Origin of the sequence: Hydrocarboniclastica marina (assembly GCF_004851605.1) — a bacterium.
In the GTDB taxonomy this organism is placed as follows: Bacteria; Pseudomonadota; Gammaproteobacteria; order Pseudomonadales; family Oleiphilaceae; genus Hydrocarboniclastica; species Hydrocarboniclastica marina.
Genome location: NZ_CP031093.1, coordinates 182,032 through 207,723, shown reverse-complemented (window position 1 = coordinate 207,723; position 25,692 = coordinate 182,032). Strand labels below are relative to the sequence as shown.

23 protein-coding genes are annotated in these 25,692 nt (G+C 61.4%); 12 read left to right on the top strand and 11 right to left on the bottom strand.

The features are described from left to right. Window positions 1-3: 3 nt before the first annotated feature. Both soil367_RS00970 and soil367_RS00965 read left to right on the top strand, forming a co-directional pair. Entirely contained in the window at window positions 4-1,350 is a 1,347-nt protein-coding gene (locus soil367_RS00970) for an efflux RND transporter periplasmic adaptor subunit (RefSeq protein ID WP_172962235.1), read from the top strand. After that, the gene (locus soil367_RS00965) at window positions 1,343-4,483 is read left to right on the top strand and encodes an efflux RND transporter permease subunit (RefSeq protein ID WP_136546040.1); all 3,141 of its coding nucleotides are present in this window, start codon (window positions 1,343-1,345) and stop codon (window positions 4,481-4,483) included. The genes soil367_RS00970 and soil367_RS00965 overlap by 8 nt, the downstream gene beginning before the upstream one ends. A gap of 47 nt (window positions 4,484-4,530) precedes the next feature. Here soil367_RS00965 and soil367_RS00960 read toward each other — a convergent pair whose 3' ends face one another. Next, the gene (locus soil367_RS00960) at window positions 4,531-6,165 is read right to left on the bottom strand and encodes a methyl-accepting chemotaxis protein (RefSeq protein ID WP_136546038.1); all 1,635 of its coding nucleotides are present in this window, start codon (window positions 6,163-6,165) and stop codon (window positions 4,531-4,533) included. Between the two features lie 173 nt (window positions 6,166-6,338). Further along, entirely contained in the window at window positions 6,339-7,424 is a 1,086-nt protein-coding gene (locus tag soil367_RS00955) for an endonuclease/exonuclease/phosphatase family protein (RefSeq protein ID WP_136546036.1), read from the bottom strand. Window positions 7,425-7,615: 191 nt separating this feature from the next. On the opposite strand from soil367_RS00955, the gene soil367_RS00950 reads away from it, so the two are divergent. Genes soil367_RS00950 through soil367_RS00915 form a run of 8 tightly spaced genes read left to right on the top strand, consistent with a single transcriptional unit; the run spans window position 7,616 to window position 14,787 of the window. Then, a complete protein-coding gene (locus tag soil367_RS00950) occupies window positions 7,616-8,128 on the top strand; it encodes a Na+/H+ antiporter subunit E (protein ID WP_136546034.1) in 513 nt (170 codons plus the stop codon). Next, a complete protein-coding gene (locus soil367_RS00945) occupies window positions 8,125-8,457 on the top strand; it encodes an MrpF/PhaF family protein (RefSeq protein WP_136546032.1) in 333 nt (110 codons plus the stop codon). The genes soil367_RS00950 and soil367_RS00945 overlap by 4 nt, the downstream gene beginning before the upstream one ends. Next, window positions 8,454-8,780: a cation:proton antiporter gene (locus soil367_RS00940; protein ID WP_136546030.1), complete on the top strand. Its 327-nt coding sequence runs from the start codon at window positions 8,454-8,456 to the stop codon at window positions 8,778-8,780. Before soil367_RS00945 ends, soil367_RS00940 begins: the two co-directional genes overlap by 4 nt. After that, on the top strand, window positions 8,780-9,754 hold the full coding sequence (locus tag soil367_RS00935) for a hydrogenase subunit MbhD domain-containing protein (RefSeq protein ID WP_136546028.1): 975 nt from the start codon (window positions 8,780-8,782) through the stop codon (window positions 9,752-9,754). Before soil367_RS00940 ends, soil367_RS00935 begins: the two co-directional genes overlap by 1 nt. Further along, entirely contained in the window at window positions 9,751-10,071 is a 321-nt protein-coding gene (locus tag soil367_RS00930; protein ID WP_136546026.1) for an NADH-quinone oxidoreductase subunit K, read from the top strand. Before soil367_RS00935 ends, soil367_RS00930 begins: the two co-directional genes overlap by 4 nt. Then, complete coding sequence (locus tag soil367_RS00925; protein WP_136546024.1) at window positions 10,071-11,540, top strand: complex I subunit 5 family protein; 1,470 nt, start codon at window positions 10,071-10,073, stop codon at window positions 11,538-11,540. Before soil367_RS00930 ends, soil367_RS00925 begins: the two co-directional genes overlap by 1 nt. Further along, a complete protein-coding gene (locus soil367_RS00920) occupies window positions 11,537-13,033 on the top strand; it encodes a complex I subunit 5 family protein (protein WP_136546022.1) in 1,497 nt (498 codons plus the stop codon). Before soil367_RS00925 ends, soil367_RS00920 begins: the two co-directional genes overlap by 4 nt. After that, window positions 13,030-14,787, top strand: coding sequence for a complex I subunit 5 family protein (locus soil367_RS00915; protein ID WP_136546020.1), 1,758 nt, complete (start codon window positions 13,030-13,032; stop codon window positions 14,785-14,787). Before soil367_RS00920 ends, soil367_RS00915 begins: the two co-directional genes overlap by 4 nt. Here soil367_RS00915 and soil367_RS00910 read toward each other — a convergent pair. The 6 genes from soil367_RS00910 to soil367_RS00885 all read right to left on the bottom strand — a co-directional run bounded on the left by soil367_RS00910 (window position 14,784) and on the right by soil367_RS00885 (window position 19,976). Then, the gene (locus tag soil367_RS00910; protein ID WP_136546018.1) at window positions 14,784-15,368 is read right to left on the bottom strand and encodes a YqaA family protein; all 585 of its coding nucleotides are present in this window, start codon (window positions 15,366-15,368) and stop codon (window positions 14,784-14,786) included. The genes soil367_RS00915 and soil367_RS00910 overlap by 4 nt on opposite strands. 84 nt (window positions 15,369-15,452) lie before the next feature. Then, the gene (locus soil367_RS00905; protein WP_136546016.1) at window positions 15,453-16,895 is read right to left on the bottom strand and encodes a GTP-binding protein; all 1,443 of its coding nucleotides are present in this window, start codon (window positions 16,893-16,895) and stop codon (window positions 15,453-15,455) included. Further along, on the bottom strand, window positions 16,816-18,306 hold the full coding sequence (locus soil367_RS00900) for a GTPase (RefSeq protein WP_172962234.1): 1,491 nt from the start codon (window positions 18,304-18,306) through the stop codon (window positions 16,816-16,818). Before soil367_RS00900 ends, soil367_RS00905 begins: the two co-directional genes overlap by 80 nt. A 182-nt stretch (window positions 18,307-18,488) precedes the next feature. Beyond that, a complete protein-coding gene (locus soil367_RS00895) occupies window positions 18,489-18,701 on the bottom strand; it encodes a CsbD family protein (RefSeq protein ID WP_136546012.1) in 213 nt (70 codons plus the stop codon). Window positions 18,702-18,781: 80 nt separating this feature from the next. Further along, complete coding sequence (locus soil367_RS00890; protein ID WP_136546010.1) at window positions 18,782-18,958, bottom strand: DUF1328 domain-containing protein; 177 nt, start codon at window positions 18,956-18,958, stop codon at window positions 18,782-18,784. Window positions 18,959-19,190: 232 nt separating this feature from the next. After that, a complete protein-coding gene (locus soil367_RS00885; protein ID WP_136546008.1) occupies window positions 19,191-19,976 on the bottom strand; it encodes a ZIP family metal transporter in 786 nt (261 codons plus the stop codon). 92 nt (window positions 19,977-20,068) lie between these two features. Between soil367_RS00885 and soil367_RS00880 the strand changes: the two genes are divergently transcribed. Continuing rightward, complete coding sequence (locus tag soil367_RS00880; RefSeq protein ID WP_136546006.1) at window positions 20,069-20,731, top strand: alpha/beta hydrolase; 663 nt, start codon at window positions 20,069-20,071, stop codon at window positions 20,729-20,731. Window positions 20,732-20,817: 86 nt separating this feature from the next. Here soil367_RS00880 and dbpA read toward each other — a convergent pair whose 3' ends face one another. The 3 genes from dbpA to soil367_RS00865 form a co-directional block, all read right to left on the bottom strand. After that, on the bottom strand, window positions 20,818-22,203 hold the full coding sequence (dbpA, locus tag soil367_RS00875) for an ATP-dependent RNA helicase DbpA (RefSeq protein ID WP_136546004.1): 1,386 nt from the start codon (window positions 22,201-22,203) through the stop codon (window positions 20,818-20,820). 153 nt (window positions 22,204-22,356) lie between these two features. Next, the gene (locus soil367_RS18780; protein WP_172962222.1) at window positions 22,357-24,093 is read right to left on the bottom strand and encodes a DUF5666 domain-containing protein; all 1,737 of its coding nucleotides are present in this window, start codon (window positions 24,091-24,093) and stop codon (window positions 22,357-22,359) included. A gap of 4 nt (window positions 24,094-24,097) precedes the next feature. Beyond that, on the bottom strand, window positions 24,098-24,949 hold the full coding sequence (locus soil367_RS00865; protein WP_136546002.1) for a DUF6502 family protein: 852 nt from the start codon (window positions 24,947-24,949) through the stop codon (window positions 24,098-24,100). Between the two features lie 184 nt (window positions 24,950-25,133). Between soil367_RS00865 and soil367_RS00860 the strand changes: the two genes are divergently transcribed. Beyond that, a complete protein-coding gene (locus tag soil367_RS00860) occupies window positions 25,134-25,676 on the top strand; it encodes a YaeQ family protein (RefSeq protein WP_136546000.1) in 543 nt (180 codons plus the stop codon). Window positions 25,677-25,692: the final 16 nt, after the last annotated feature.

Genomic DNA, 25,692 nt, shown 5'->3' with positions numbered 1-25,692 from the left:
CCCATGACCGAATCAGATGAAACCCTGCCGAGCCCCCACAGCGCCGATGGTCCGCGCTCCCGGCGGGCTTATATTATCCAGGGTCTGGTTGCACTGCTGGTCCTGGTGGTCGCGGTGTTTATTGCTCGCTCATTCCTTCAGACCGCGCCTATTGCCGGGTCCCGCCCCACCCCCGAGCGGGAGGCTCGCCTGGTCGACGTGGCGGTGCCACAGCTGCAGGATTATCAGCCCATAATCACCGGCTGGGGCACACTGATACCCTCCCGCAGCCTGTCCATACAGGCCCAGGTCAGCGGCGCCGTCGAGGCCCTGTCACCGCGGCTCGAGCCCGGGGTTACAGTCGAGGCAGGTGAACAGCTGCTGAAGCTGGAGGACCTTTCTTATCTATCTGCCGTGACGCAGGCCGAGAGTGCATTGGCCGAAGCCGAAGCCAACCTGGCACTGGAACAGGGCCAGCAGGCCATAGCGCGTCGTGAATTCGAACTGCTCACCGAAGATGCCAGCGCCCGAGGCGGTCAGTCGAGCCTCGGCGAGGCAGAGAATCTGGTGCTGCGACGGCCACAATTGCGCATTGCCCGTGCCGCGGTGGAGGCCGCTGAAGCCCGACTGGCCGAAGCGCGCCTGGACCTTGAGCGCGCAACGGTGAAGGCGCCTTTTGACGCGCTCGTTACGGGTCGATCCGTGGCACTCGGCTCCCAGGTCAGCACCAGCACGGAGCTGGCCCGCCTGGTCGGGGTAAAAACCTGGTGGATAGAAGTGCTCGTAGGCGCTGACCGCCTGGGCTGGCTGGACACATCGCCTGGTGGACGCGAGCCGGCGCAGGTTCAGTTAAGTCATCCCGGGGTCTGGCGCCCGGGCGAAACTCGCCCGGGGTACGTTGTTCGGGTGCTGCAGGAGCTCGAAGCTGAAGGTAATCTGGCCCGTGTACTGGTCGCGGTTGACGACCCGCTGGCGCTGCAGGAAGAAGCCTTTCCCGGAAAACGCGAGCCGCAGTTGCTACTCGGCTCTTTCATGCGCGCGGACATTGAAGGAAGGCGCTTTAGCGATGTCTTCGTGCTTGAGCCCCGATGGTTGCGGGAGGGCAACAGCGTGTGGGTCATGAATGATGACGATGCGCTTGAGATCCGACCCGTGGAAGTTCTCTACCGCGATGATAACGCGGTCCTCATCAGCGCCGGCCTGGACGCCGGCGACCGCGTCATCACCAGCCGTCTGTCGACACCCGCCGAGGGTATGCCGTTGCGCACAGAAGCGCACACTGACAGCGCCGCGAGCGACGGGCCGCCTTCGGTAGACCGCGCTGATTCCGGCGCCGAAGCGACAGACGCAGGGGTGCGTGCTCATGGCTGACCCCAAAGGCTGGCTCGATCATATCGTTGGCCACAGGGTCGGCCCCAACCTGCTAATGATCGTGCTGATCTTCGGCGGGATCTTCATGAGCACAAAGATAACCCAGGAGGTTTTCCCGGAATTCCAGGTCGACTCCATCAGTGTCGCCGTGTCTTACCCTGGCGCAACACCTGAACAGATCGAACAGGGCGTAATACTCCCGATTGAGGAAGCCGTACGCGGCATCCCGGGTATTGAGCAGATCTCGTCAGTAGCCCGGGAGGGCAGCGGTCAGGTTACGCTTGAGCTCGTAACCGGCGCTCAAACGCAACAGGTCTATCAGGACGTCGAGCAGCAGGTCAATCGTATCGAGACCTTTCCGGATAACGCCGAACAGCCAAGCGTAACGCTTCACCGGTGGTATCCGGATGTGCTGGATCTGGTCATCTACGGCGACGTGAGTGATCAGACGCTGCGAAACGCCAGCGAACAGATTCTCGACCGGCTTCTGCTGCTGCCCGAAATTACTCGAGCCGAGCTCGAGTCTGTACCCGCCCGCGAAATTCACATTGAAATCGACGAAAGCCAGCTCAGGCGCCTGGGGCTGAGTTTCGAGCAAGTTGCGGCGGCCGTTTCCGTTAACGCCCGGGATCGCTCGGCCGGCTCGGTAGAAACGGTCAGCGGTGATCTGCTATTGCAGGTCCACAGCCGTCGGGAAGACGCCCAAGGTTTCGCCAGCGTGCCCGTGGTGACCGGTGCCGATGGCACCCTGATTCGACTAGGCGATATCGCAACCCTGCGCGACGGTTTTGAAGTCCAGCGGGAGGAAATCTCAACCTTCAATGGCTACCCCGCGCTGGAAATCGGCGTGCTGAGAGTGGGCGAACAGACACCCCAGAGCGTATCGAAGGCCGTGCGCGAGGCCCTGCCTGAAATCATGCGGGAGTATCCCCCAGCGCTCCAGTACGCAGTCCAGAGCGATCGCTCGGAAGTCTATCAGCAACGCCTGCAATTGCTCCTGCAAAACGGTTTTCTGGGGCTGCTTCTGGTGTTTTTACTGCTGACCCTGTTTCTTGAATTCAAACTGGCGTTCTGGGTAACGGTCGGGATTCCCACTTCATTTCTGGGCGCGCTTCTGTTTCTGCCTGGCATGGGCGTATCGATCAATATGATCTCGCTGTTCGCCTTTATTGTCGCGCTCGGGATTGTCGTGGACGATGCCATTGTCGCCGGGGAAAACATCTATGAGTACCGCCAGCGCGGGTACAGCTTTGCCGAAGCCGCCGTGCTAGGTGCCCGGGAGATCTCCGTACCGATCATTTTCGCAGTGCTGACAAACATTGTGGCCTTCATGCCGCTCATGTTCATGCCCGGTGGTTTTGGCCAGCTCTGGGCGGTGATTCCAGCGGTTGTGAGCACGGTGTTCGCCATCTCACTGCTTGAGGCACTGGTGATTCTGCCGGCGCACCTGGGCCATGTGCGCGACAGGCATAGCAACCCGATCACAGCGCGCCTGCACCGCATCCAGCAGACGTTCAGCAACGGTTTTTCCCGACTGGTAGAGAGGGTGTACGGTCCTTTCCTGTCCCGGGCAATCCGCGTGCGCTATTTCACGGTCGCCTGTTGCGTCGCCATCCTTGTGGTCACGTTGTCCTATGCCTTCAGTGGCCGGCTGGGCTTCACCCTGATGCCGCGGGTTGAGAACGACCAGGCAGAGGCTACAGCGGTAATGGCCGAAGGCACGCCCATGAGCGAATTGACGCGGGTGCGCGACCAGCTGGTTGGGGCGGCCCAGGAACTGATTGACCAGACCGGTGGCGATGATCTGAGCCAGGGCATATACGCGGAAATCGAGGGCTCAACGGTTGAGGTGCGCGTCTACCTCACACCACCGGACCTGCGGCCCCTGTCTACGGGCGAGTTCGCCCAGCGTTGGCGTGCCGTGACAGGACCGGTAACCGGTGTCGATTACGTGCGTTTCTCATCTGACCGTGGCGGCCCGGGGGGCGGGGCTGCGGTTACGGTTGATATCAGCCATCCCGACACGGAAGTACTGGCGGCGGCTTCCCAGGCGCTGGCGGAGCGGCTGGAAACCGTTGCCGGTGTCAGCGATGTCGATGACGGCTACCAGCCCGGCAAGCGTCAGTGGAGTCTTACGCTCAATGAAACCGGCACGGCACTGGGTCTTAGCGCAAATGACCTTGGCCGCCAGGTCCGGGCCGCCGTGTTGGGCGAAGAAGCACTGACGTTGCTACGCGGGCGTAACGAGGTCACAGTGAGGGTCCGTCTGCCAGGCGGCGAGAAGCAGAGCGAAGTCATGATTGAAGGCTTCATGCTGCAGACGCCCCAAGGCAAATATGTACCGCTGGCGGAAGTCGCGGATATCGTGCCTGGCCGCGCGCTCAGCAGTATTTCCCGCCAGGATGGCCGTCGCACTCTGACTGTCAGCGCCAACGTGGAGCCGGTAGGACAAACCAACCAGGTACTGGCGACGCTGACCGACAAGCTGATGCCGGCATTGCAAAAAGATTTTCCCGGGCTCGCCTACAGTTTCGAGGGGCGCCAGGCCGACATGCGCGACGCTGTCGACAGCTTTTTCCAGTCGGTAACGCTCGCCCTGCTGGGCATTTATGCCCTCCTGGCCATCCCGTTCCGTAGTTACAGTCAACCGCTGATTATTATGTTTGCCATTCCCTTCGGCGTGGTCGGTGCCATTCTCGGCCATGTGGTAATGGGCTATAGCTTAAGCCTGATCAGCATCATGGGCATGATTGCCCTGGGCGGTATTGTGGTCAACGATTCCCTGGTCATGATCGATTATGCCAACCGCCGCCGACAAGAGGGCTTGAGCGCGCTTGAGTCCATCTATCTCGCGGGGGTGAGACGCTTCCGCCCCATTCTGTTGACGACAATGACCACCTTCGGCGGACTGGCGCCCATGATCTTCGAAACCTCCCGCCAGGCGCGCTTCATGATCCCCTTGGCTATCAGCCTGGGCTTCGGCATTCTGGTGGCGACGGCGATTCTGTTGCTGTTGGTGCCTTGCGTCTATCTGATTCTGGAGGACGTCAAAGCGCTGTTCGGTGGGCGCGCTGCCAACGAGGCTGATGCAGCGCAGCCATCCCGCTCAATAGTAGACCTGGAGCAAATCTGAGGAAGGGCATGACCGCCGTTCCGGCAAGAGCCGGAACGGCGGCGGGGTCAGACCTTGAACTGGCCAACAGTGTCCTGCAACTGCGTCGCAAGACGGGCCAGCTCGGCGCTGGCGCCTGAGGTCTGCTCGGCTGAGGTGGCGATCTGGCGGGACTGGTCGCCAATCGATACCATGTTTTCGCTGATATCTTCAGTCACCGTGCTCTGTTGCTCCGCGGCGCTCGCGATCTGCAGGCTCATGTCATTGATGCGCTGTACTGAGACGGCGATAGCTGTCAGTAACTCCTCGGCTTGACGGGCCTCCGAGAGCGTCGTGTCCGCCTTGACGGAACCCGCCTGCATCGCCGCTACAGCGCCTTCTACGCCCGACTGCAGCCGCTCAATCGTCTGTTCGATGTCACGGGTCGACTGCTGGGTGCGGCTGGCAAGCGTGCGTACCTCATCGGCAACCACAGCAAAGCCACGGCCCTGCTCGCCAGCCCGGGCCGCCTCAATGGCCGCGTTCAATGCCAGCAGGTTAGTCTGCTCGGCAATACCCTGGATGATGCTCAATACCGAGGCAATCTGGCGCGCGTCCGTGGCCAGCTTCGTGATAACTTCGCTGGCGTCCTCAACACTTTCGCGCAGACCGGTCATCGCACCAATGGTCTGCTGGATCTGGCGTTTGCCTGACTGACTATGCTTGTCTGCATCCCTGGATTCGCTGGCCGCCTCGGCGGTACTGCGGGCAACATCCTGAATGGCCGACGACATCTCATTGGCTGCCGTCACCACCATGTCGACCGAGCTGTGCTGTTGAGTCACCAGACGATTATTGTCGTCAGATATCACCGAGAGCTCCTGGGCTGCAGCCGAAACCTCGCGGGTATACCCGGCCACATCACCGATGATTTTCTGCAGTTTTTCCATGAAACGGTCGAAGCTGGCTGCCAATTGTCCAAGCTCGTCGCGGGAGTTCAGGTTGATACGCTGGGTCAGGTCGCCATCACCCCGGGAAATGTCCTCCACGCGGTCACGAATGGCTTTGACAACACGGGTCACGAGAGGCGGTAAAACGATGGCCACGAGCATCAGCAGGCCCAGGATAATGGCGCTGCCAACCGCTTGGCTGGTCACTACAAAATCGCCCTGCGTGTTGACTACTCGGCCTTCTCTCTCGGCCTCTGCATGCAGCAGCTGGGTCAGCTGATCCATGGTGCCACGAGCGAGGTCGAAGCCCGCCTCAGCGTCGCCGAAACTCAGCTGGAGCCCTGCTTGCCTATCGTCAGCAGCAGCTTCGGACACGGTATCAGTAAGCATTTTCCAGCGATTGAACTGGCTGCCAAAATCGGCGAGCAGTGATTCGACCTCGGCCATGTCTGCCAGCCCATCAACCTGGGCCATGCGTTTCTCGACCTGGCCAATGTTTTCACGACGGCTGGCTTCGTATTTACGAAATTCCTCTGTCCCAGGCTGACTCTCAAGCAACGCGCGTTCGGCAATGAGGGCTTGATGAAGGTCCCGGTCAGCCTCCAGCACCAGCTCAACCGCAGGCAGGAAGACTTTTGTCATCCGATGGGCCGACGTATTCATCGCGCTGATGGAGGAAACGTTGAGCCAGCTTACCACCAGGGTTACCAGGATGACGGTGCCCAAGGGGAGCAGGAGCTTCTGCCTGAAGGAGAGATTACTGAACCAATGCATACGTGAAAGCCTGTAAGACAACTATAAAGACAGTCTGCTGCGACCCGTGAACGAACAGGAAATTTGCAACATCACCTATTTTTATAGTAGTCAGCCGGGCTCCCGTAAAGGTGATCGCGACTTTTTAACACAAGTTAGTCAGTCGGGAATCGTTATCAAAATTATTAACGTCCCTATTCGCCGGGCCGATGAACGTCGGTTTTAGCGACCTCTTCCTCTGCCGCCTTCTCGCTGGCCCAGCGGCGATCATCCTGATCTGTTTCTGGCTGTGGCTGGTCTTTACCGTACTGTGGCTGAAGCGCCAGCTCCACCAGGATGGGAAAATGATCAGAGCCAAAGAACGGCAGGCGCTTCATCTGCACCAGCGTAAAGTGGTCGCTGTGGAACAGGTGATCCAGCGGCCAGCGAATAAATGGATAGCTGGCGTGAAACGTGTTGAACATGCCCCGACCCACACGCGGGTCCAGTAAACCGCTGACTTTCCTGAACAGTCGGGTCGTGGCGGACCAGGCGACGTCATTAAGGTCACCGCTGATTATGGTCGGGTAGCGGGCTTCAGCTGCTGCGCGGCCCACTATGACCAGCTCCGCGTCACGCTCGGTGGATGCCTCGTTTTCGGTGGGACTCGGCGGCGCGGGGTGCAGCGCATGAAACTGTACCTGGGCACCGGATGGCAATGTTACCAGGGCATGGGCCGACGGCACCTGATCCTCCACCAGATACTGTATTTTCTGATCCGTAAAAGGCAGGCGTGAATAGACCAGCATGCCGTAGAGATTGTCGAGCGGGCACTTGAGACTGTAGGGATAGTCCGCATCCAGGGCGTCGAGCTGGGTCTGCCACCAGCGGTCGGTCTCCAGGGCGACAACGATGTCGGGGTTGTTGTCCTGGATGATGTCCAATAGCTGCCGGGCCCGGCGATTGGGGGTCAGCACGTTGGTATTGAGCACCCGTATCGCATTGTCCCGCGAGCCTGGCGCGGCGCGGTGTACTTCGGTAGGTACCAGGCGGGTGTACGGCAGAATCCACCAGCCCTGGTAGAGCATGCATAGAGCATTGGCGATCACGAGCACCCAGGTCGGCACCGAAGTTCTGTCGAGCAGACCGATCGCAAGCAGGGCGATGAGCGCCGAAATGGCGGCCAGCTGCAGCCGGGGAAAATCGTGTACGCGTACCCACCAGCCTTCGTGGGTGAGAATGGATGCCAGTGTCGACAACGCAATCAGGACGGTACAACCGGCCAGGATCCAGAACAACATAGGCCAAAACCTCTGACACAGCCAAAGCGGTTGCAGGTCAACCGGCGTTGCTCGAACCGACCTCTACCCATGCAATGGCTTGATTACGTTTGAATTAAATTGGTCGGGCTGTTCGGCCCGCAAGGGTCGGGGTGTTTAAGTCTGCCGCCCCATTCGGGTAATGTAGCATCATCCGGCAGGGAAAAAGACCGATGTGGCTGACTGAAGACAGTGGAGTGATTTGGCTTCGAGCCATCACGGTACGCGCGCTCCTTGCGGGCGCCGCCTGGTGGATAATCAGCGAAGGCCAGCTGGCGGCAGTGGTTGTCGGGCTGATAGCGGTCGCCATCGCAGTATGTTTCAGCCTGTATCTGGCACCCCCAAGGTCACGCCAGATCAACCCCTGGAAACTCGTTCTGTTCATTGGTTATTTTCTCGCGCGTTCGTTGCTGGCCGGTTTCGATGTCGGCCGCAGGATCCTGCACCCCGCCCTGCCCATAACGCCGACATTCGTCCGTGTACCGCTAGCGTTACCCGCCGACCGATCACGCTGGCTACTGGTCCAGGCGCTGAGCCTGGTACCGGGCACGTTAAGCGTGGCAATCGAAGAGGACGAACTTGTCCTACACTGCCTCAACCGCGACGACGCCATCGACGAACACGTCCGGGCGATGGAAGCGCGTATCGGCCCTATCTTTTGGCTACCCCAGCGGAGTCAGTCATGAACGCCGGGCTGCAGTGGACCCTCGCCCTGGTAGGGCTCGTTCTTGTTGCAACCGTCATGTTTGGGCTGTACCGCATATGGCGGGGGCCGGACCTCGGCGACCGGATGCTCGCCACACAGCTGTTCGGCACAACCGGCGTTGCGGTGTTGCTGGTGCTGAGCGAGCTTCAGCAAATGCCCGCCCTGCGCGATGTCGCGTTGGTCCTGGCTTTGCTGGCGGTGATGTCGACCGTAGCGTTTGTCGCCCGGTTCCGACGTTCGCACTCTGCCCCCGAATCAGTGCTGCAAGCCGAAGATCAGGCACCGGCCCGGAAGGGCGATCCGTTATGAGCTGGATAGTCCTGTTACAGATCATGCTGCTACTGGCGGGCACCGTCTTTTTTATTGTTGGAACGGTCGGTCTGCTGCGGCTGCCCGATACCTTCACCCGGTTACACGCGCTCACCAAAGTGGACAATCTCGGCCTGGGCCTGATCATTCTCGGGCTGATGCCCGGCGTATCCGGTGTCGCGGTTGGGCTCAAACTTGTGCTGATCTGGCTGCTGACCCTCGGTGCCAGCACGACGGTTGCCTACCTTGTGGCCAACGCCAGTTACCTGCGGGCTGGTCCGGACCGGCAAGCCGAGGCCGCCGAAGGCCGGGGCGAACGCTGATGCCTAACCTGACGCAATGGCTTGATCTGTCGTCCTGGCTGGACCTGTCCCTGTGGCTCGACGCCCTGCTCACGCTCGCGCTGGTGGTTACCGCTGCAGCCGCGTTGCATTCGCGCGATCTATTCCGTGCAGTTGTGGTGTTTATAGCTTTCGGCCTGCTGCTGTCCGTGGTCTGGGTACGCCTGCATGCACCCGACCTTGCCCTTGCAGAAGCCGCCATCGGCGCAGGGCTTGCCGGGGCGTTGCTGCTGGATGCGGTCAGCCAGATGCGCGACCCTGAACGCGCCCCGGAGCGCGCGCTTCCGGTGGCTGCTGGCGGGCTCTGCTTTGGCTTCATGGCACTTCTGATTACGGCGCTGTGGCATTCCACGGAACCCTCACCCCGGCTGGCGAATGCCCTGGAGAACGCCATGGGCCTGAGCGGAGTGAGCCACGAGGTCACAGCCGTGCTGTTGAACTTCCGAGGCTACGACACCTTTCTGGAAATCTCCGTGCTGGCCGTCACCGCGTTTATCGGCCTCGCGCTCAAGCCCGACGCCCATGCATCGCCACCGCCGCTGCATCAACTGTCCGACCCGGTTCTGAATGCACTAGTGGTGTGGCTGGTGCCGGTCATGCTCATGGTCGCCACCTACATTTTCTGGGCCGGTAGCAAGCAGCCTGGGGGCGCGTTTCAGGCCGGCGCGGTGCTCGCCGCCAGCGGTGTACTGCTGCGGCTTTCGGGGTTCGGCCTACCGTTGGAGGGCCCCGGCCCTGGGCTCCGGATTGCGTTGTCCACAGGCTTTCTGGCCTTCCTGCTGGCCGGTCTGAGCGGCCCTTTACTGGGCCTGCCGCTGTTCAGCTACCGACCCGAATCCGCCGGCGCCACCATCATGGCAGTGGAGGCGCTTCTGGCTCTTTCGATCGGGATCACGCTGCTGAGCCTGTTCAGCGCAGCGCCGCCTACTGCCAACAACGGCAGCGCCGGACGATGAACGCCGCGCTACTTTACGCCCTCGGCGGGACCGTCCTGGTTGCACTGGGTCTGTACACTTTTGCCACGGTGGCGCACCTCCTGCGCAAGCTGCTGGCGTTCAATGTCATGGCCAGCGGCACCTTTCTGATACTGGTCGGATTAGGCCAAACCGACGGCCAGGCGGACCCCGTACCACAAGCGCTGGTGCTCACCGGCATTGTTGTCGCCTTCGGTTCCACCGCGCTGGCGCTGGTACTCCTGCGCCGCTGGTTCCAGGCGACGGGTTCCGCCACCCTGGAGACAGAGCGCCAGACCAACGATCAGGAACCATCCTGATGGCAGCCATATGGACGGCCCCTCTGCTTGCCGCCGCTGTCGTCATCCCCTTGTTTTGGATGGTACTCAGCCTGCTCTGGCCCGGTCGCGCCAGGATCGGACTGACGGCTGTCGGCGCTATACTTCAGCTTTCCGTCACTATCCTGCTCTGGTGGCAGGTGCGCACCTACGGCGGAATACTGTATGTCCCGGGGGGCTGGCCCCTACCCCTTGGCATCGCCCTGCATCTGGATGGGCTGGCGCTGTGTTTTCTCGTTCTGACCGCCGTTATCGCATCGACCTGCGCGCTTCATGCACATCTTTATCTGCGCGATCGATATGCATTCCAGCGCTATTTCTGGCCCCTGTACTGGTTTCTCTGGGCAGGCCTCAACAGCGTCTGGCTTTCAGCAGATGTCTTTAATCTCTATGTCAGCCTGGAGTTGGTCGGGCTTTGCGCCGTAGGGCTGGTGGCGATAACCGGCGAACCGCAGGCACTGTCTGCCGCATTGCGGTATCTGCTGGCAGCCCTTGCCGGCTCCCTGATGTACCTGCTGGGCGTGGCGCTGCTCTACGGCGGCTACGGCACACTGGTATTGCCTGAACTGGCCGAGCAGGTTGCACCTGGGCTTACGACTGCAGTGGCGCTTGGCCTCATGACTGTTGGGCTGGTGTTCAAGACCGCGCTTTTCCCTCTACACGGCTGGTTGCCGCCGGCTCATGGCGGTGCCCTGCCGCCTGTCAGTGCCTTGCTGTCGGCACTGGTCATCAAGGCGTCCTTTTACACCCTGGCCCGGCTCTGGCTTGACCTGGGCGATGCGCTGCCAGCAACGCTTTCCGCCAATGCCCTGGGGCTGCTTGGCGCGATCGCCATTTTCTGGGGCAGTTGGGCCGCACTGCGCCAGCACAAACTGAAACTGGTCGTTGCCTATTCGACCGTCGCCCAGATCGGCTACTTTTTTCTGCTCTTCCCGCTACTTGCAGGCGCCGGTGTTGAGGCCGCCCGCAAAGCCGAAGAGGGGGTTATGCTACTGGTGCTCGCCCACGGCCTGGCGAAGGCCGGCATGTTCCTCGCTGCGGGCAATCTGGTCGTGTCCCTCGGCCGGGACAGCGTGGCCGGCCTGACCGGCATCAGCCGCTTTCGACCGATCTCTCTGTTCAGTTTTGGGCTGGCTGGCGTCACACTCATGGGCCTGCCACCCAGCGGCGGCTTCACGGCCAAGTGGCTACTGCTGCAAAGCGCGCTGGCCAGCGGCAAGGCAGTATGGGCTGCGGTGATTCTGCTCGGGGGACTGGCCACAGCCGCTTATATCTTTCGCGTTTTCCGCCAGTCTTTCGAGGAAGGCCCCGAGGATGACGTCTTTAATCATCCCTCGCGCTGGATGGAAGCGGTGCCCATGAGTCTTTCTCTGGGCTCGGTGCTGCTGGGACTGTGGGCCGCCGAGCCGCTACGGCTTTTCGCTATCGTAGCGGAAGGAGGCTCACCATGACGTTCAGTTTCTGGCTGCCGGTGATGATTCTGGCAACGTCGGTGACGGCAGGGGTGGTGATCTTCCTGCTGCCGGAGCAGCGGCATGTCACCCGTGGCTTTCTCAACCTTGGCGCGGCGATTCTGAAAGTCATCCTGGTGTGCGTTATGCTCTGGGGCGTTTACCAGGGCTACGATTACGAGACCCGTTTCAGCATCACCCCAGACGTGGATTTTGTTCTGCGCGCCGATGCCCTGGCGGTCATCTTTGCCGGGCTTTCGTCCGTACTCTGGCTCTGCACGACCGTCTATGCCATCGGTTATCTTGAGCACTCACCCAATCGCAGCCGATTCTTCGGTTTTTTCAGCCTGTGTGTGGCCAGCACGCTGGGCATCGCCATGGCAGGGAATTTGTTCACCTTCCTGCTCTTCTATGAAATCCTGACACTTTCGACCTACCCTCTGGTGGTTCATCGGGGCACGGAAAGTGCGCTGAGAGCGGGGCGCAATTACCTTGCGTACACGTTGACCGGGGGAATGGTACTGCTGTTCGCCGTGGTCTGGCTCCACAGTATCGCCGGCGACCTCAACTTTGTTCACGGCGGCCATTACGCCGCACTTACGGGCCAGCCGGATCCGGCACTGTTCTGGATCTTTGCACTTCTGATTGGCGGCCTCGGCGTCAAGGCAGCGGTCGTGCCGCTGCACGGCTGGCTGCCCCAGGCTATGGTCGCACCCGCGCCGGTCAGCGCGCTCCTGCATGCGGTCGCCGTCGTCAAGGCAGGCGCATTCGGCATTGTCCGGGTTATCTACGATATTTTCGGTGTCAGCTTCGCCAGTGCTCACAACCTGCTGGTGCCCCTCGCCTGGCTTGCCGCTTTCACTATTATTTACGGGTCATTGCGGGCGTTGAGCCAAAGCGATCTCAAGCGTCGCCTGGCGTTCTCGACCGTCAGCCAGGTCTCGTACATCATTCTCGGGGTCAGCCTGATGGGCCCGCTGGGGACGATAGGCGGAGTGGTCCACCTGCTTCACCAGGGCATTATGAAAGTCACGCTGTTCTTCTGCGCCGGTAATTTTGCCGAAACGTTGGGCATCCACAGGATTGAAGAACTGGACGGCGCTGGGCGCCGCATGCCCCTGACCAGCCTGGCTTTTACGGTCGGTGTCCTGGGGATGATTGGCCTGCCCCCGCTGGCCGGGTTCATCAGTAAGTGGTACCTGGGCCTGGGTGCGCTGGAAGCAGGCATGCCCTGGGTCATTGCTGTGTTGATCCTCAGCAGCCTGCTGAACGGCGCCTATTTTCTGCCCTTGGTGCACCGTCTCTGGTTCCGGTGCCAGAATGGCCCCTGGCCGGACGAAAAGCGCCTGGGCCGCTACGAAACAAACCTGTGGCTGCTACTGCCACCGCTGGTGACAACCTTATTCGTCATTCTCGCCGGCCTGCTTGCAGCCATGCCGATCAGCCCCCTGGCCTGGGCTGAGTACTTTGCGGCGCGGGAGTATGCGCCATGACACAGGCTCTGCTAGCCATGACGGTGGGGCTGCCGCTGCTGCTGAGCCTCGGTTTCTTCTGGCGACCATTACGGGCGCATCTGCTGTACTCAATCCCGTTTGCGGGGCTGCCGGGACTGCTGTTGGCCCTGGTGGGCGATGAGCAGGCCTTGCAGATGCCATGGCTGCTGGAGGGCGCGACCTGGGCCATAGACGACCTGCGGCGGACGTTCCTCGGCTTTTCCAGCCTCCTGTGGACGCTGTCGGGCGTCTACAGCCTGTTCTACTTTACCCGCGACGATCGCCCGGACCATTTTGCCCTGTTCTGGCTGCTCAGCCTGGCCGGCAACCTGGGGTTGATCATCGCCCTGGATATCGCCAGTTTTTATTCACTGTTCGCGTTGATGACGTTTGCGGCGTATGGGTTGGTCGCGCACAACCGTGACGCGGCGGCGCTCGAGGCGGGCCGGGTGTATATGATCATGGCGTTGCTGGGGGAAATGGCGCTGCTGGCCGGCCTGATCATGGCGGCCGCGCCGGAAAGGCTGACGCTCCTTGGCGATGTTCCCGCCGCCGTGGCCGTCTCACCGTACCGGGATACGGTCATTGCACTGCTGTTCACCGGTTTCGGCGTCAAAGCCGGTGCGGCCTTGCTCCACCTCTGGCTACCCCTGGCCCATCCGGCAGCGCCTACCCCCGCCAGCGCCGTGCTGAGCGGGGCCATGATCAAGGCGGGACTTTTCGGTTGGCTGTACACGCTGCCCGGCGGTGAGGCTGTGCTACCGGGTTGGGGCCTGGCCGTCATTGTTGCCGGGCTCGTGGCTGCGTTCGGGGCCGCATTGCTGGGCGTGTGTCAGCAACAACCCAAAGCAGTGCTGGCCTACTCAAGCATCAGCCAGATGGGCCTGATAACGGTGGTGGTCGGCGCTGGACTAGCGGCGCCGGAGGCCTGGCCTACTCTCATGGCGTCGGTCGTTTTCTACGCAATGCACCACGGCCTGACCAAAGGCGCGCTGTTTCTCAGCGCCGGCACCGCTGCCCATGCCGGTGCGTGGCCACGTTGGCTCTTCTGGGTCGGGGTGTGGCTGCCGGGCCTGTCGCTCACTGGCCTGGTGTTGACCAGTGGCGCGGCCGCCAAGGGTGCATTCAAGACCGCGCTGCACCAGGCCGATATTCCGCTGGCGATCGGGCCGTCTCTGGCCACGCTTCTGAGTGCTGCTGCGGTGGCGACGACCTTACTGGTGGCACGCTATAGCTGGTGCCTCAGACGACAGTGGGGTAGCGCCAGGCCCGTCCGGGGCCTTTTATGGAGCTGGCTTAGCACCTCCTTTGCCTGCCTGCTGCTGATCTGGTGCCTGCCCCGTCCTGCAAATATGCCCGCAAGCCCGGATTCTCTGAGCTTCTTTGTCGGGCTGACCACGGGGCTGAGCAAGCCTGTAGACTTCCTCTGGCCACCCGCACTGGGGCTTCTGCTGGCGGGCGTGGCACTTATCCTGGGGATCAGAGCAGTTGTAGTGCCGGCCGGGGACCTGATCGTACCGCTGGGTAAGCTCTGGCGAAGGTGCTTGCACGGTCTTGCGGGCATTGCAATGCGGCTGGGCAGGGTTCAGATGTACGTCATCGATGCCAGCCGGCGGCTGGGGGCCCGCCTGCTGGCCGGCGGCGCCAGAGTGCTGGCCGCCGAACAGTACCTTCGGGCCCAGGCCGGTTTAACCTTTGCGATACTGGTTGTCTTTTACCTGCTGGCTCTGGTGGCGCCTGACCTGGCCAGCTAGCGCAGCATAAAATAGAAGGCCACGAGCGCAACGATGAGAAGGGCTCCGCCCACGAGTCTGGAGTGTCTATTCCACAGGGCGAGCGCCTGATCGCCGACGAGCTCAACCAGAAGGGCCAGACCGAAGTAGCGTATGCCCCGCGCGATGGCTGACGCCAGCATGAATAGGGGAAGCGAGTAACCGGCTGAACCTGCCACAAGCATCGCCACCTGAAAAGGTATCGGCACAACACCGACGAGGATAATGGCCCAGAAACCGTTCTGTTCAAACCTGTCCTGGAAGGTCTGATACTGCTCGGTATATTGCAGCACTTCGAGCAACCAGCGCCCCACCGACTCAAACAGCGCAAGGCCTACAAAGTACCCGATTAACGCCGCCACAAGGCAACCGGCAAGGGCGGCGGCTGCGATCGCCCAGGCCCGCTGGCGATCTTTCAGCATGTAGGGTATCAGCACCAACTCCAGCGGAATCGGCACGATGATCGCCTCCATAAACGAGATCGTGGCGATCAATGTCAGGTCGTGACGTGAGCGGGCCAGCCTGTCCAGCCAGTGTTTGACCCTGCGCTTCCCTTCTGCCATATCCAAAGACTCCTTTCTTTTTTAAAGCCGCCTTTCCGTTTCAACGCCGCCTGTGCCGCCTTTGGTCCCAGGCCCATGGCATCGCTACGTTGAGCGTCTTGACCGACGCAGCTTTTCCTGAATATCTGCCCGCGCATGACTCAACAGGGCGTTTTTGTCGAGGTCCGCCAACACAGCCTGAACGGCACGCTTGGGACCAGCCGGGCCCCAGGAACGGCCATTGCGGAAGTAATCCTCAGCGACCCGCCCAAGAATCCAGGTGCTGGCATAACCCACGGCTCCCTGGGCTGAACCTGTCAGCGCGGTGCTGAAGCCGGCGCTCCCCAGCTTGAGCGTCGAAGCGAAAAGATTGACACTCCACAGGCTGCCCATCAACGTCGCCAACTGTCCCAGAATCACAGCCAGCAACCGCCAGGCCTCACGCCGCGTCACGGGTAGCGCGTACAGGCGACTCAGATGGAGAATCAGGCCGGCATCAAGGGCAGCAGCTGCCGCCAGATCCGCTGCCGGTACCGGGTTCAGCGCAACCGCCAGCCCCTTGCCGAGGGCATAGCGATCAATCAGACGTCGGGCCAGATCGCGGCGGAGCAGGGTGATCCGCTCGGCCACTTCATCACTGACCCGGGCAGCGAACATACCGGCATTCAACGCTACCAGGGCGTCACCCTGCTCCTCGATAATCTGCCAGAGTCGGTCGGCAAGCCCGGTAATATCAGCCGGAGGCTGCTCGGTGAGCTCTGTCTCACGTCCATCCTCCCGGACCTGTACCACCACGCGGGGCGCTGGGTTCGCGCTACACAGCACGATGTTCTCCGGGGGCAGCAGATCGGCGGCTTTTGCTTGCAGATGGGTCAGCAACGTCTGCTGTTCCGGCTGGCTGTAGCGATCTGCTTTGTTGAGCGCTAAAAGCACGGGGCGACCGTGGCCGGCCGCGGCACTCAGGGCCTGCCACTCAGTGCGGGTCGGGTCGCCTTCGACCACAAACAGCACCAGGTCGCCCAGTCCAGCTGCCCGGTGGGCCATGGCTTCGCGCTCTTCGCCTTCGAACTCGTCAATACCGGGCGTATCGCACAGGGTCACGGTACCGTCAGGCGCTGTACGCATGTGCTCCCGGTCGACTGCCCGGGTTTCACCGTGCAAGACACTGACGCTGAATGCCTCACGCCCCAGCAGGGCATTGAGCAGTGAAGATTTGCCCACACTGACCCGGCCCATCACCACAATCTCCAGACGACCGTTCTCGAGACGGTCGAGCAGGGCCTCGATGGAGCGAAACTCCTCGCCCAGCTCCGCGCGCACTTCCGCCGGGATGCGGGGGTCGGCAAGCAGTTCACCCAGGCTCTCCCGAACCTGGAGCAACGGCCCGTCCACTGCCTCCTGCCCGCTACCCGCCGCCGCGCACTCGTCTGCTGCAGGCGTCGGATCGGAGGCCGCTTCAGCCCCGCCCTTAGCGCGCGTCGGCGCGGCTGACGTCCGCCGGCCCGGCAGGGCCCGACTCCAGTGCCAGTCGCGCCAGCGAGCGTGCATGCGATCCCAGATCCCCACTGAGCACCTCCTCAAAATGTCGTGCTGCCAGATCCGGTTGCAGGTCACCCTGTTCGTTCAGGGTTTGCACCAGCGCCTGACCAATAGCCCGAAACAGCAAGCCATACGCTACCCCGTGCACCAGGCCTCCGGCCAGTGTGCCGATTCCCGGAAACGCCTTCGCGGCGTTTCCGGCGACGCCGAACAGCAAGGGCACCGCTGCGCCGCCCCGCTTGCGCAACAGCGCGACCATCTGCTCAACGTTGACCTGGCGCACGGGCAGGTTGTACAGGGCGGTCAACTCTCGCACGAGGCTGCTGATCAGGGCACCCTGGATGACCAGGTCGCTGCCCGGTGCCACCGCTGCCAGTGCGCCGAATACCGCTCGGCGGGCGTAGCGTTCCACCAGCGCGTCGGCCGCGTCCTGCCGCTGTTCGCTCACAGCCTCGTGCAACTTGCTCGCGGTGAGCAGGAAGACTGCATTGTCCCGCTGGGTGCCGAGGTTGGCGGCGTGCCGGTCCAGTTCGGCCTGTAAAGCCCGACGCAGCTCGCGCAGGTCCGCCGGGCGTTCCACCAGTTCACGGTTCTCGGTACCGTCCGCGAGTCGTCGGACCCGTTCCCGCTGGCCGCCCGCAATCACCGACACCACCGGCGTCTTACGCGGCAGGCGATCGGCCAGGCGGGCCTTGAGCGCTTTCTGCTCGTTATCGCTGTAGTGATCGCTTTTGTTCAGGGCGACGACCATGGGCTTGTCCAGACCGAGCAAGAGTTCAAGCGCATGCCACTCACCCCGGGCCAGATCGCCCTGGCCGACAAAAAGCACCAGGTGAGCCCGCTGTGCTTCCTCCCGCGCAGCCCGGCTGTCCCCGACCGTGCCCTGGTTGAATCCCGGGCAGTCCACCAGTTCGAGCTGGTCGCCGGCCGGGCTTTGCCAATGGAAGACGGTGAGGTCCTGCGTCGTGCCGCCCAAAACGCCGGTTTCAACCGTTGCGCCGGGCACGAGTGCGCGGATAAGCGACGATTTCCCCGTACTCATCTCGCCAAACACGGCCACCCGAATGGCCGTGCTGGCGCGCCGTCGGTCAAGCTCTGCAAGCTCAGCCCGGGGCGCGCTGACATCCAGGCCGCGCTCTTCCCAGTCACTGATCTGCAGGCGCAGGCTCTCTTCATCGGGCGCCTTAGCTACGGTTGGGCCCGCCCGGTCCGACCGTAGCAAGAGACGCCAGCCCGCAAACAGTACAGTGACAACTACCGCGGCGATCAGCCCCCACCAGAAGAACCCCTGCCAGTCGCCACGGGATTCCAGCGCAATCTGCAAGGTGAGCAGCTGATTGACCACGAATACCAGAACAGCGAGCACCACCAATACCAGCAGCCAGAAGGCGATGAGACGAAGGGGGCGAGGCAGTTTCATAGACACGTCCGAAAGGAAGCTGGGCGAGGCCCAACGAGCAGAGGCGCAAACTTGTCCGGCATTGTAACGAAGAAAGGCGGCCATGGGGGCCGCCTTGGGGAGCGGTACTCGCAGTTGCGAATCAGACCGCGTTTATCTGGCCATACCGCCAGGCTCTGCCATTCCTGATCAGCCGACTGGCTTCAGGAGCGCATATCCGGGTCGTCTTCCATGAAGCGCGCCCACTCCTTCTCGGCTTCCTCCCGCTTCATGCCATACTTGGCCTGTAGCTTGCCGACGAAGGCGTCGTACCGTCCCTGGATTTCGCCAATATCGTCGTCGGTCAGTTCTGACCACTTCTGCTTGACCCGGCCCTTAAGCTCGGCCCATCTGCCTTCAGCGATATCCTTGTTCATATCAAGCTCCCTGGTTTCGTTTGATTTGCTTCGTTTCGCCATTGGCGCCCGCGATACAGAGATCGACTGCGGACGTGTGCCTAGACCTTTGGTCCGCGACCTTTAACCGCGTTTACCACCAGTGAAATAACCAAAAGCGCCAGGAAAATAAAGAAGAGCACTTTGGCGAAACCCGCCGCGGTTCCAGCTATCCCACCGAAACCGAGAATACCGGCTATGATTGCCACCACTAAACATACCACTGCCCAATAAAGCATCTTTCACTCCTTTGACTTGATAATGCCGCGGTGGCCGGTGCCCGAATTCAGCAGGCGATCACCGTGGTCGTCTTCCTGGGACCTCAAACCGGTCCGATTGCCTGGCAGGCCAGCGATGTTCGTCTGGCACATGTCTAAGGTGCCACAGATCAGTGGAGGTAATGGCTTAAATGAGAAGGATTTAATATCCCGGCAGGTTCGCGACGCTGGCGTTTTATTGCAGAGCCCGGGTTCAACCGAGCGTTGCGTCGAGAAACATCATCACCACAAACCCTGCCATGAGCGAGAACGTAGCCAGGGTTTTGTAGTCGCCCCGGTGGGTCTCGGGGATAATTTCATCGCTGATGATAAACAGCATGGCGCCCGCTGCGAAACCGAGCGTCCAGGGCATCAGGGGCTGCGCCAGCCAGACCATACTGCTCCCGAACAAGCCGCCGAAAGGCTCGACCAGCCCGGTCAGCAGGGCAATCCCGAAGGCCTGGGTTCGGGAGTGGCCAATGGCCAACAGCGAGACAGCCACCGCAAGGCCTTCGGGAATGTTCTGCAGGCCGATCCCGGCAGCAAGCGCCAGGCCATTGCCGACGTTACCACCGGCGAACCCCACCCCTACGGCCATGCCCTCGGGAAAGTTATGCAAGGCAATCGCAAAGATGAAAAGCCAGATGCGCCGAATCCGCTCGGGACTGGGGCCGTCCGGCCCGCTAATGAAGTGTTCGTGGGGCAGGTTCTGGTGGAGTATGTACAGCGCGAGAGCGCCCATGATCAGGCCGACCGCAACAATCAGCACAGCGAGCCAGGCCGTTCCGGTCAGTTGCTCACCGTACTCTATTCCCGGTAGCAGCAAGGAGAAGAATGAGGCCGCCAGCATGACGCCCGCGGCAGCGCTCAGGAGGCCATCTTCCAGCCGGCTTGAAAGAGAGGTGACGAAGAATACACCCAGAGCGCCCAGCCCCGTCCCCATGCCGGCAACAAGACTTGCGGTCGCGCCCAGAACAATGAGATTCCACCCTTCAAGCATCAAGGTGCACCGTCATGGCGACCCGGGATTGAGAAAAGCTGTGCAAAATGCCAATCTCCTGTCGTCTTTAATGAATGGCAGAGCAACGATTTATGGCCTTATTACCACATATTGAACGAGAAACGGGCGCCAGCCCTGATGCAACCGTTATCTGGCTTCATGGCCTGGGTGCTGATGGGCACGATTTTGAACCGCTGGTGCCCGAACTGCGGTTGCCCCAGAGCGCCGCAGTCAGGTTCATTTTCCCCCATGCGCCAGCCATACCGGTCACGATCAACGGCGGGGTGACCATGCCGGCCTGGTACGATATTCTCGCCATGGATGTCGAGCGCGCTGTGGATGAAACCCAGTTGCTGGCCTCGGCCGACCGAATCAGCGCGTTCATCGACAACGAAATAGAACGCGGCATCGACAGCCGGAGAATCGTTGTGGCGGGCTTCTCCCAGGGCGGCGCGGTAGCGTATCAGGTTGCGCTCTCCTATCCGCAGCCGCTGGGTGGCCTGTTGGGGCTATCCACCTATTTCGCAACCTACAAAACGCTCAAGCTCAACCCCGCCAATGCAGCGATACCGATACAGATCTATCACGGGCGGCGCGACCACATGGTTCGCGAGATTCTGGGCCAGCAGTCCTGCGAAGCGATGAAAGCGCTTGGGCTGGACCCCCACTATAAGACCTACATGATGGAACACAGCGTTTGCCCGGAAGAAATCGCAGACATCTCAGCCTGGCTCCGGAAAGTGCTGTCGCTCTAGACCGCCGTCGCTTAGTCGCGGCCGGTCGGTGCTGCTTTCGTTCCGTTCGTACCGGTCCTGCCCGGCCGTGCGAGCGGTGCTCGTGCTCAGGTTATACGGCGGACCTTGACCTTTCTGCCTTTGATTTTGCCAGACTCCAGCCCTGCCAACGCCTGCTTGGCGCTACCGCGAGCCACCGCTACGTAAGCCTGAAAATCAAAAACGTCAATTTTGCCGATCTGGTCGCCCGCGATACCGGCGTCACCGGTCAACGCACCGACAATATCCCCCGGGCGCAGCTTATTCTTACGACCGCTATCGAGCCCCAGCGTGACCATCTCCGGGATCAGGCGGAAGGCCGGGTCGGGCTCTAGCTTGTTGAGGTCGGACCAGTGCGCAGGCTTTTGCTGGTAGTCTTGCACTCGCTGCACCCGATGCGTTTCCGACGGCTGAACCAGACTCAGCGCCAGACCTTTCTCTCCAGCCCGGCCAGTGCGACCGATGCGGTGCACGTACACCTCGGGATCCCGGGGCAGTTCATAGTTGATTACCGCATCCAGTTCCTTGATATCCAGCCCGCGTGCGGCAACGTCCGTGGCCACCAGCAGAGAGACGCTGCGGTTGGCGAAGCGCACCAGCACCTGATCCCGGTCCCTCTGCTCAAGGTCGCCATGCAGTGTCGTTACAGATAGCCCTTCGGCCGACAATTGCTGGTGCAGGTGCTGGCAGTCCTTGCGGGTATTGCAGAAAATGACACTGGAGACTGGCTTGAAGTGACTCAGCAACGCTTTGAGTGCCGGCAGCTTGGCATCTGTCGTGGGAACTTCGTAGAAATGCTGTTGAATCTGGGCGGTATCATGCTGGGACTCGACCACAACCTCTACCGGGTCATTCTGTACGCGGGCACTGATCGCCCCAATGGCCTTGGGGTACGTGGCGGAAAAAAGCAGGGTTTGGCGTTCTCGCGGACAGGCGGCGACGATCACATCCAGGGCCGGGGCGAAGCCCATGTCCAGCATGCGATCGGCTTCATCCAGCACCAGGACCCTGAGCGCATCCAGCGTCAGCGAACCTTTCTGCAGGTGATCCTGGATACGACCGGGTGTGCCGACAACGACATGCGCACCGTGTGCCAGTGAGCCTATCTGTGGTCCCAGGGGTGTGCCCCCGCACAGGGTCAGTACCTTGACGTTCGCGGTGAACCGGGCCAGCCGCCGCAACTCCTTGCCCACCTGATCGGCCAGTTCCCGTGTGGGACAGAGTACCAGCGCCTGTACGGCGAATTCCTCCGCCGCCAGTCGGCTCAGGAGGCCAACCCCAAAAGCCGCCGTTTTACCGCTGCCCGTCTTTGCCTGGGCGAGAACGTCTCTGCCGGCGAGAATAGGCGGCAGACTTTTGGCCTGGACCGGCGTCATGGCCGAGAAGCCCAGCGCCTCCAGGTTTTCCAGCAGGTCTTTTCGGATTGGCAAGGTTGAGAAGGCGTTGTCGGTCACGGTCTATCCAGCTTGGGCAAGGGCGAGGAGCGGCACTTTAACAGATGTGTGCCGGGCGGGTGCAGGGAATCGGTGAAACCCGGGGCCGGGCAAAACCATGGGCTTCCCGCTCGCTGCTCCTCTCATAGCGTGCCAGGCGCAATCTCGCCTCGACTAGGGTGACCGACCCGGTCCGTTGCCGCCGCCGGGGCCAATACCAGGCCGGCCGGGCTGGCCGTTGCCGTTGCCGTTGCCGTTGCCGTTGCCATTGCCATTACCATTGCCGGGCCAGGTATCCGGGGGGCCGCCTCTTCGGTCGTCACCGCCGGGCCGACCATCAGGTGGGCCGCCTCGGCCGTTCCCGTTACCGGGGTTGAGTGGCGCGGGACGGTCTTCCTGGGGGCGGATCTCCAGGTCGTCCGGCTCCCCCCTGCGGTCGACCTGAACAACACTGAGTAGTCCGTTTGCGTCTATTTCGTAGGTAATAGCCAGCAAGTCACCCGGGGCGATACTGTCCTCATCCAGGTCATCACCATAACGGGTATCGCCGGTCAGTCTCAGTTTCATCCCGAGTACCTTCAGCAATTCGTCCCGCACCTTTCCGCCGGCGCGACCGACCACCACGAACTGCCTGGCCGTTTCCTGCCGTTCCAGTTTGACGGCTTCGATATAACCGCCACGCTCGTCGTCTCTGGCGATACCGCTGACCGCGACAGCGTTGCCTTCCCGCAGGTCGCTGAATTGCAGGTTTGTTGTATTCCCGTCCGCCCATTCACCGACCACGATGGTGCTGAGCGTCACCTTCACCCAGACGCCGCCAACTTCAACCCAGCCCTCCCGCGGATTGTCTGTCACTTCGATCTGCTGGATTTCGGCCTCTACTTCGGTTTCGGGCTCGCGGGTCCAGATCTGCTTCGCGACCACGGTGGCCTGCCGATCGCCCACGCCCTCTATCAGTATACGGGCGCCCTCATCCAGACCGGCCGCGGCAATGCCCTCCAGCTCCGTTGACGGGTTCACCCGGACCTTGATGCCATTAATCTCAAAGGTGCCACTCGGGCCGCCCTCAAGGCCCTGGCTGATACTGCCTTCCAGACGGATCCGGTCGCCATCGATGTTCTCCAGCAGAGCCTGACTGTCTTTCTGTTCAATACGCTGTGCGGTTAGGACGCCGCCAATCTGATCGAGCTGGCCCTCTACCACAATGACCGCTCCTTCGTCGGTAGCCAGCAGCTGCGATCGGCCGCGGTCCATGATCACTTCGGGGTTCTGGCCGTAGTCCACTGTCAGCGGTCCGATTTCCAGGGTCTCGCCAGGCAGGTTGAAATCATCTATTTCGCCCCAGATGCGCACACGGTCGACACCGGGCGTAAACCCAGCGCGCGAGCTGATGTAGCTCGCCAGAAACTCGCCCGTGCTGAGCCGCCAACCGCTGACACTGACGTAGGCAACCTCACCACGGGCCAACAACTCGGCCAGCTCAGCCAGGGACAGCCCGCGAAAAACGGTGGCGCTGTCATAGCGGATAAGGTGATCCAGAATTTCCAGCTGCCGTAGTTCTGGATTGAGCTCTCCCGCCAGCGGGCCGCGCACGTCGTCGTCGTAGAAAATCCGGTCGGCCCGGTCCTCGTCCCCGGCATTGATATCCACGACAACGACCATGCCCTCAGCAAGACTTGCCTGCGAGCGGCTAACCTCGCCATTGATGATAAAGTCGGTATTGTCAGTGTTAAAACGGGTGCCGTTGACGATGACGCTGCCAAAGCCTGACACCGGCCCGACGCTTTTGCCCGTTCCGCGAATACCACCGTCAGCCACCAGGCTCGAGCCCTCTTCGGTGCAGGCCGCCAGCGCCCATAGCGCAAGCAGGCTGAACAGAATTGCCACGTACTGGTTTCTGGCCTTGAGCATTCCCTTACCCTCTCTCGTCCGGTCCGTCATACGGCTCTTCGAAGAAAAATATCCCGACCCCGGTACGAACCCGCCCGGTGCCTTCCGTCGGCGATGTACCCGCAATGTCCCGGTCGAACGGGGTCAGAATGTGGTCGAGTTTTTCCAGAAAGCGCTGGGACTGTCGTGCAGCAGTATCCCGCCAGAGGTCCATCGCCTCTTCGGGAACATTGTCGTAGCTGAGCGTGCGCTGGAACAGCGGTTTGGGGTTATCGCGAGAGATGTTGCGGTCGATGGTGCGAAGCAGCGCTGACACGTCTTCACCCAGAATGTGTATCTGCTGGGCGTTGTCACCTTCGGGCAGGTAGGCGCGCTTGAGCAGGTCCACCCGCCCGTCGCGATACTGTACAACCGCCCCCACCCGGATCAGCTCATCAAGCACGGCTCGGGCTGGCACATCGCCACTGTAGAGTTTGACCAGATCAGCAAAACTCGGGTTGGTCTTGCTCTCAAGGGGAAGGACTGCCGTTGCGCCGCTATCATTGTGAAACTCATTGTCCCGGACCCATCCAGCGATGACCCTGGCGGCCCGATTGCAGTTCTGCTTGGCGTCCTCGCTTACAATCTCGGCAGGATCGTTCAGCAGGCGCAGGCGCTTGACCTCTTTTCGGGTCAGGCCCGACATGATCGCGACTCGGGAGTCGGTCGTCTTGCGCCCTTCAATCGCAAAATCCTCGACCGCGGACTGCACATAGGCCCGCTTGGCGCATTCTGCGAATTCACCGAACGGGACGCCGTTTCGAAGCAGCATGCGCACCAGTGGCCGCAGTATCCGCAGCAGGGCGCGATAGAGTAGTTGGTCGTTCTGCTGGCTCATATTTTTGGGACAATATTCCTAAAGCGGCAGTATACAACGGTCGCGCCAGTGACCATCATTGCCACTCCGTAAGGCTGAGTCCTGTCCGCTCTTAGGCGTCCGAGTAGTAAGCGCAGGCGTACGGCTGGCAATGCGTCTTGTTTGCCACTAACCTCGCACGAATTACTCTTCAGTGGAAATCCCTATGGCCCTCAAGGCGACCATTTTCAAAGCGACCGTCCAGGTTGCCGACATGGACCGGCACTACTATGACGAGCTCCAGCTTACCCTGGCTCGACATCCGTCAGAAACGGATGAACGCATGATGGTGCGTTTGCTGGCATTTATACTTCACGCCAGCGAGCAGCTTCAGTTTACCCGGGGGATCAGCACGGAGGACGAACCCGACCTCTGGCAAAAGAGCCTCAGCGGTGAAATCGAGCTATGGGTGGACTTGGGACTGCCGGATGAGAGCCGCATCCGTAAAGCGTGCAGTCGAGCGCGCGAGGCACGGTTATACACCTATGGCGACCGGGCGATGCCGCCCTGGTGGGAAAAAATGCAGGACAAGGTCCGGCGCTTCAATAATCTTGAAGTGATCCATTTGCCGGCGGACGCCGTGAGCGCTATGGCCGGGCTGGCGCAAAAATCCATGGCGCTGCAGTGCACCATAGAAGATGGTCAGATCTGGCTGGGGGACGAGCAGACTACCGTTAGCATTTTGCCGAGGAAGCTATACCCGGACTAACCGCTGACGACAGGGT

Excerpts from the sequence above, each read along its gene's own strand:
- soil367_RS00970 (WP_172962235.1), top strand. The coding sequence starts at position 4 with ATGACCGAATCAGATGAAACCCTGCCGAGCCCCCACAGCGCCGATGGT.
- soil367_RS00965 (WP_136546040.1), top strand. The coding sequence starts at position 1,343 with ATGGCTGACCCCAAAGGCTGGCTCGATCATATCGTTGGCCACAGGGTC.
- soil367_RS00960 (WP_136546038.1), bottom strand. The coding sequence starts at position 6,165 with ATGCATTGGTTCAGTAATCTCTCCTTCAGGCAGAAGCTCCTGCTCCCC.
- soil367_RS00955 (WP_136546036.1), bottom strand. The coding sequence starts at position 7,424 with ATGTTGTTCTGGATCCTGGCCGGTTGTACCGTCCTGATTGCGTTGTCG.
- soil367_RS00950 (WP_136546034.1), top strand. The coding sequence starts at position 7,616 with ATGTGGCTGACTGAAGACAGTGGAGTGATTTGGCTTCGAGCCATCACG.
- soil367_RS00945 (WP_136546032.1), top strand. The coding sequence starts at position 8,125 with ATGAACGCCGGGCTGCAGTGGACCCTCGCCCTGGTAGGGCTCGTTCTT.
- soil367_RS00940 (WP_136546030.1), top strand. The coding sequence starts at position 8,454 with ATGAGCTGGATAGTCCTGTTACAGATCATGCTGCTACTGGCGGGCACC.
- soil367_RS00935 (WP_136546028.1), top strand. The coding sequence starts at position 8,780 with ATGCCTAACCTGACGCAATGGCTTGATCTGTCGTCCTGGCTGGACCTG.
- soil367_RS00930 (WP_136546026.1), top strand. The coding sequence starts at position 9,751 with ATGAACGCCGCGCTACTTTACGCCCTCGGCGGGACCGTCCTGGTTGCA.
- soil367_RS00925 (WP_136546024.1), top strand. The coding sequence starts at position 10,071 with ATGGCAGCCATATGGACGGCCCCTCTGCTTGCCGCCGCTGTCGTCATC.
- soil367_RS00920 (WP_136546022.1), top strand. The coding sequence starts at position 11,537 with ATGACGTTCAGTTTCTGGCTGCCGGTGATGATTCTGGCAACGTCGGTG.
- soil367_RS00915 (WP_136546020.1), top strand. The coding sequence starts at position 13,030 with ATGACACAGGCTCTGCTAGCCATGACGGTGGGGCTGCCGCTGCTGCTG.
- soil367_RS00910 (WP_136546018.1), bottom strand. The coding sequence starts at position 15,368 with ATGGCAGAAGGGAAGCGCAGGGTCAAACACTGGCTGGACAGGCTGGCC.
- soil367_RS00905 (WP_136546016.1), bottom strand. The coding sequence starts at position 16,895 with ATGCACGCTCGCTGGCGCGACTGGCACTGGAGTCGGGCCCTGCCGGGC.
- soil367_RS00900 (WP_172962234.1), bottom strand. The coding sequence starts at position 18,306 with ATGAAACTGCCTCGCCCCCTTCGTCTCATCGCCTTCTGGCTGCTGGTA.
- soil367_RS00895 (WP_136546012.1), bottom strand. The coding sequence starts at position 18,701 with ATGAACAAGGATATCGCTGAAGGCAGATGGGCCGAGCTTAAGGGCCGG.
- soil367_RS00890 (WP_136546010.1), bottom strand. The coding sequence starts at position 18,958 with ATGCTTTATTGGGCAGTGGTATGTTTAGTGGTGGCAATCATAGCCGGT.
- soil367_RS00885 (WP_136546008.1), bottom strand. The coding sequence starts at position 19,976 with ATGCTTGAAGGGTGGAATCTCATTGTTCTGGGCGCGACCGCAAGTCTT.
- soil367_RS00880 (WP_136546006.1), top strand. The coding sequence starts at position 20,069 with ATGGCCTTATTACCACATATTGAACGAGAAACGGGCGCCAGCCCTGAT.
- soil367_RS18780 (WP_172962222.1), bottom strand. The coding sequence starts at position 24,093 with ATGCTCAAGGCCAGAAACCAGTACGTGGCAATTCTGTTCAGCCTGCTT.
- soil367_RS00865 (WP_136546002.1), bottom strand. The coding sequence starts at position 24,949 with ATGAGCCAGCAGAACGACCAACTACTCTATCGCGCCCTGCTGCGGATA.
- soil367_RS00860 (WP_136546000.1), top strand. The coding sequence starts at position 25,134 with ATGGCCCTCAAGGCGACCATTTTCAAAGCGACCGTCCAGGTTGCCGAC.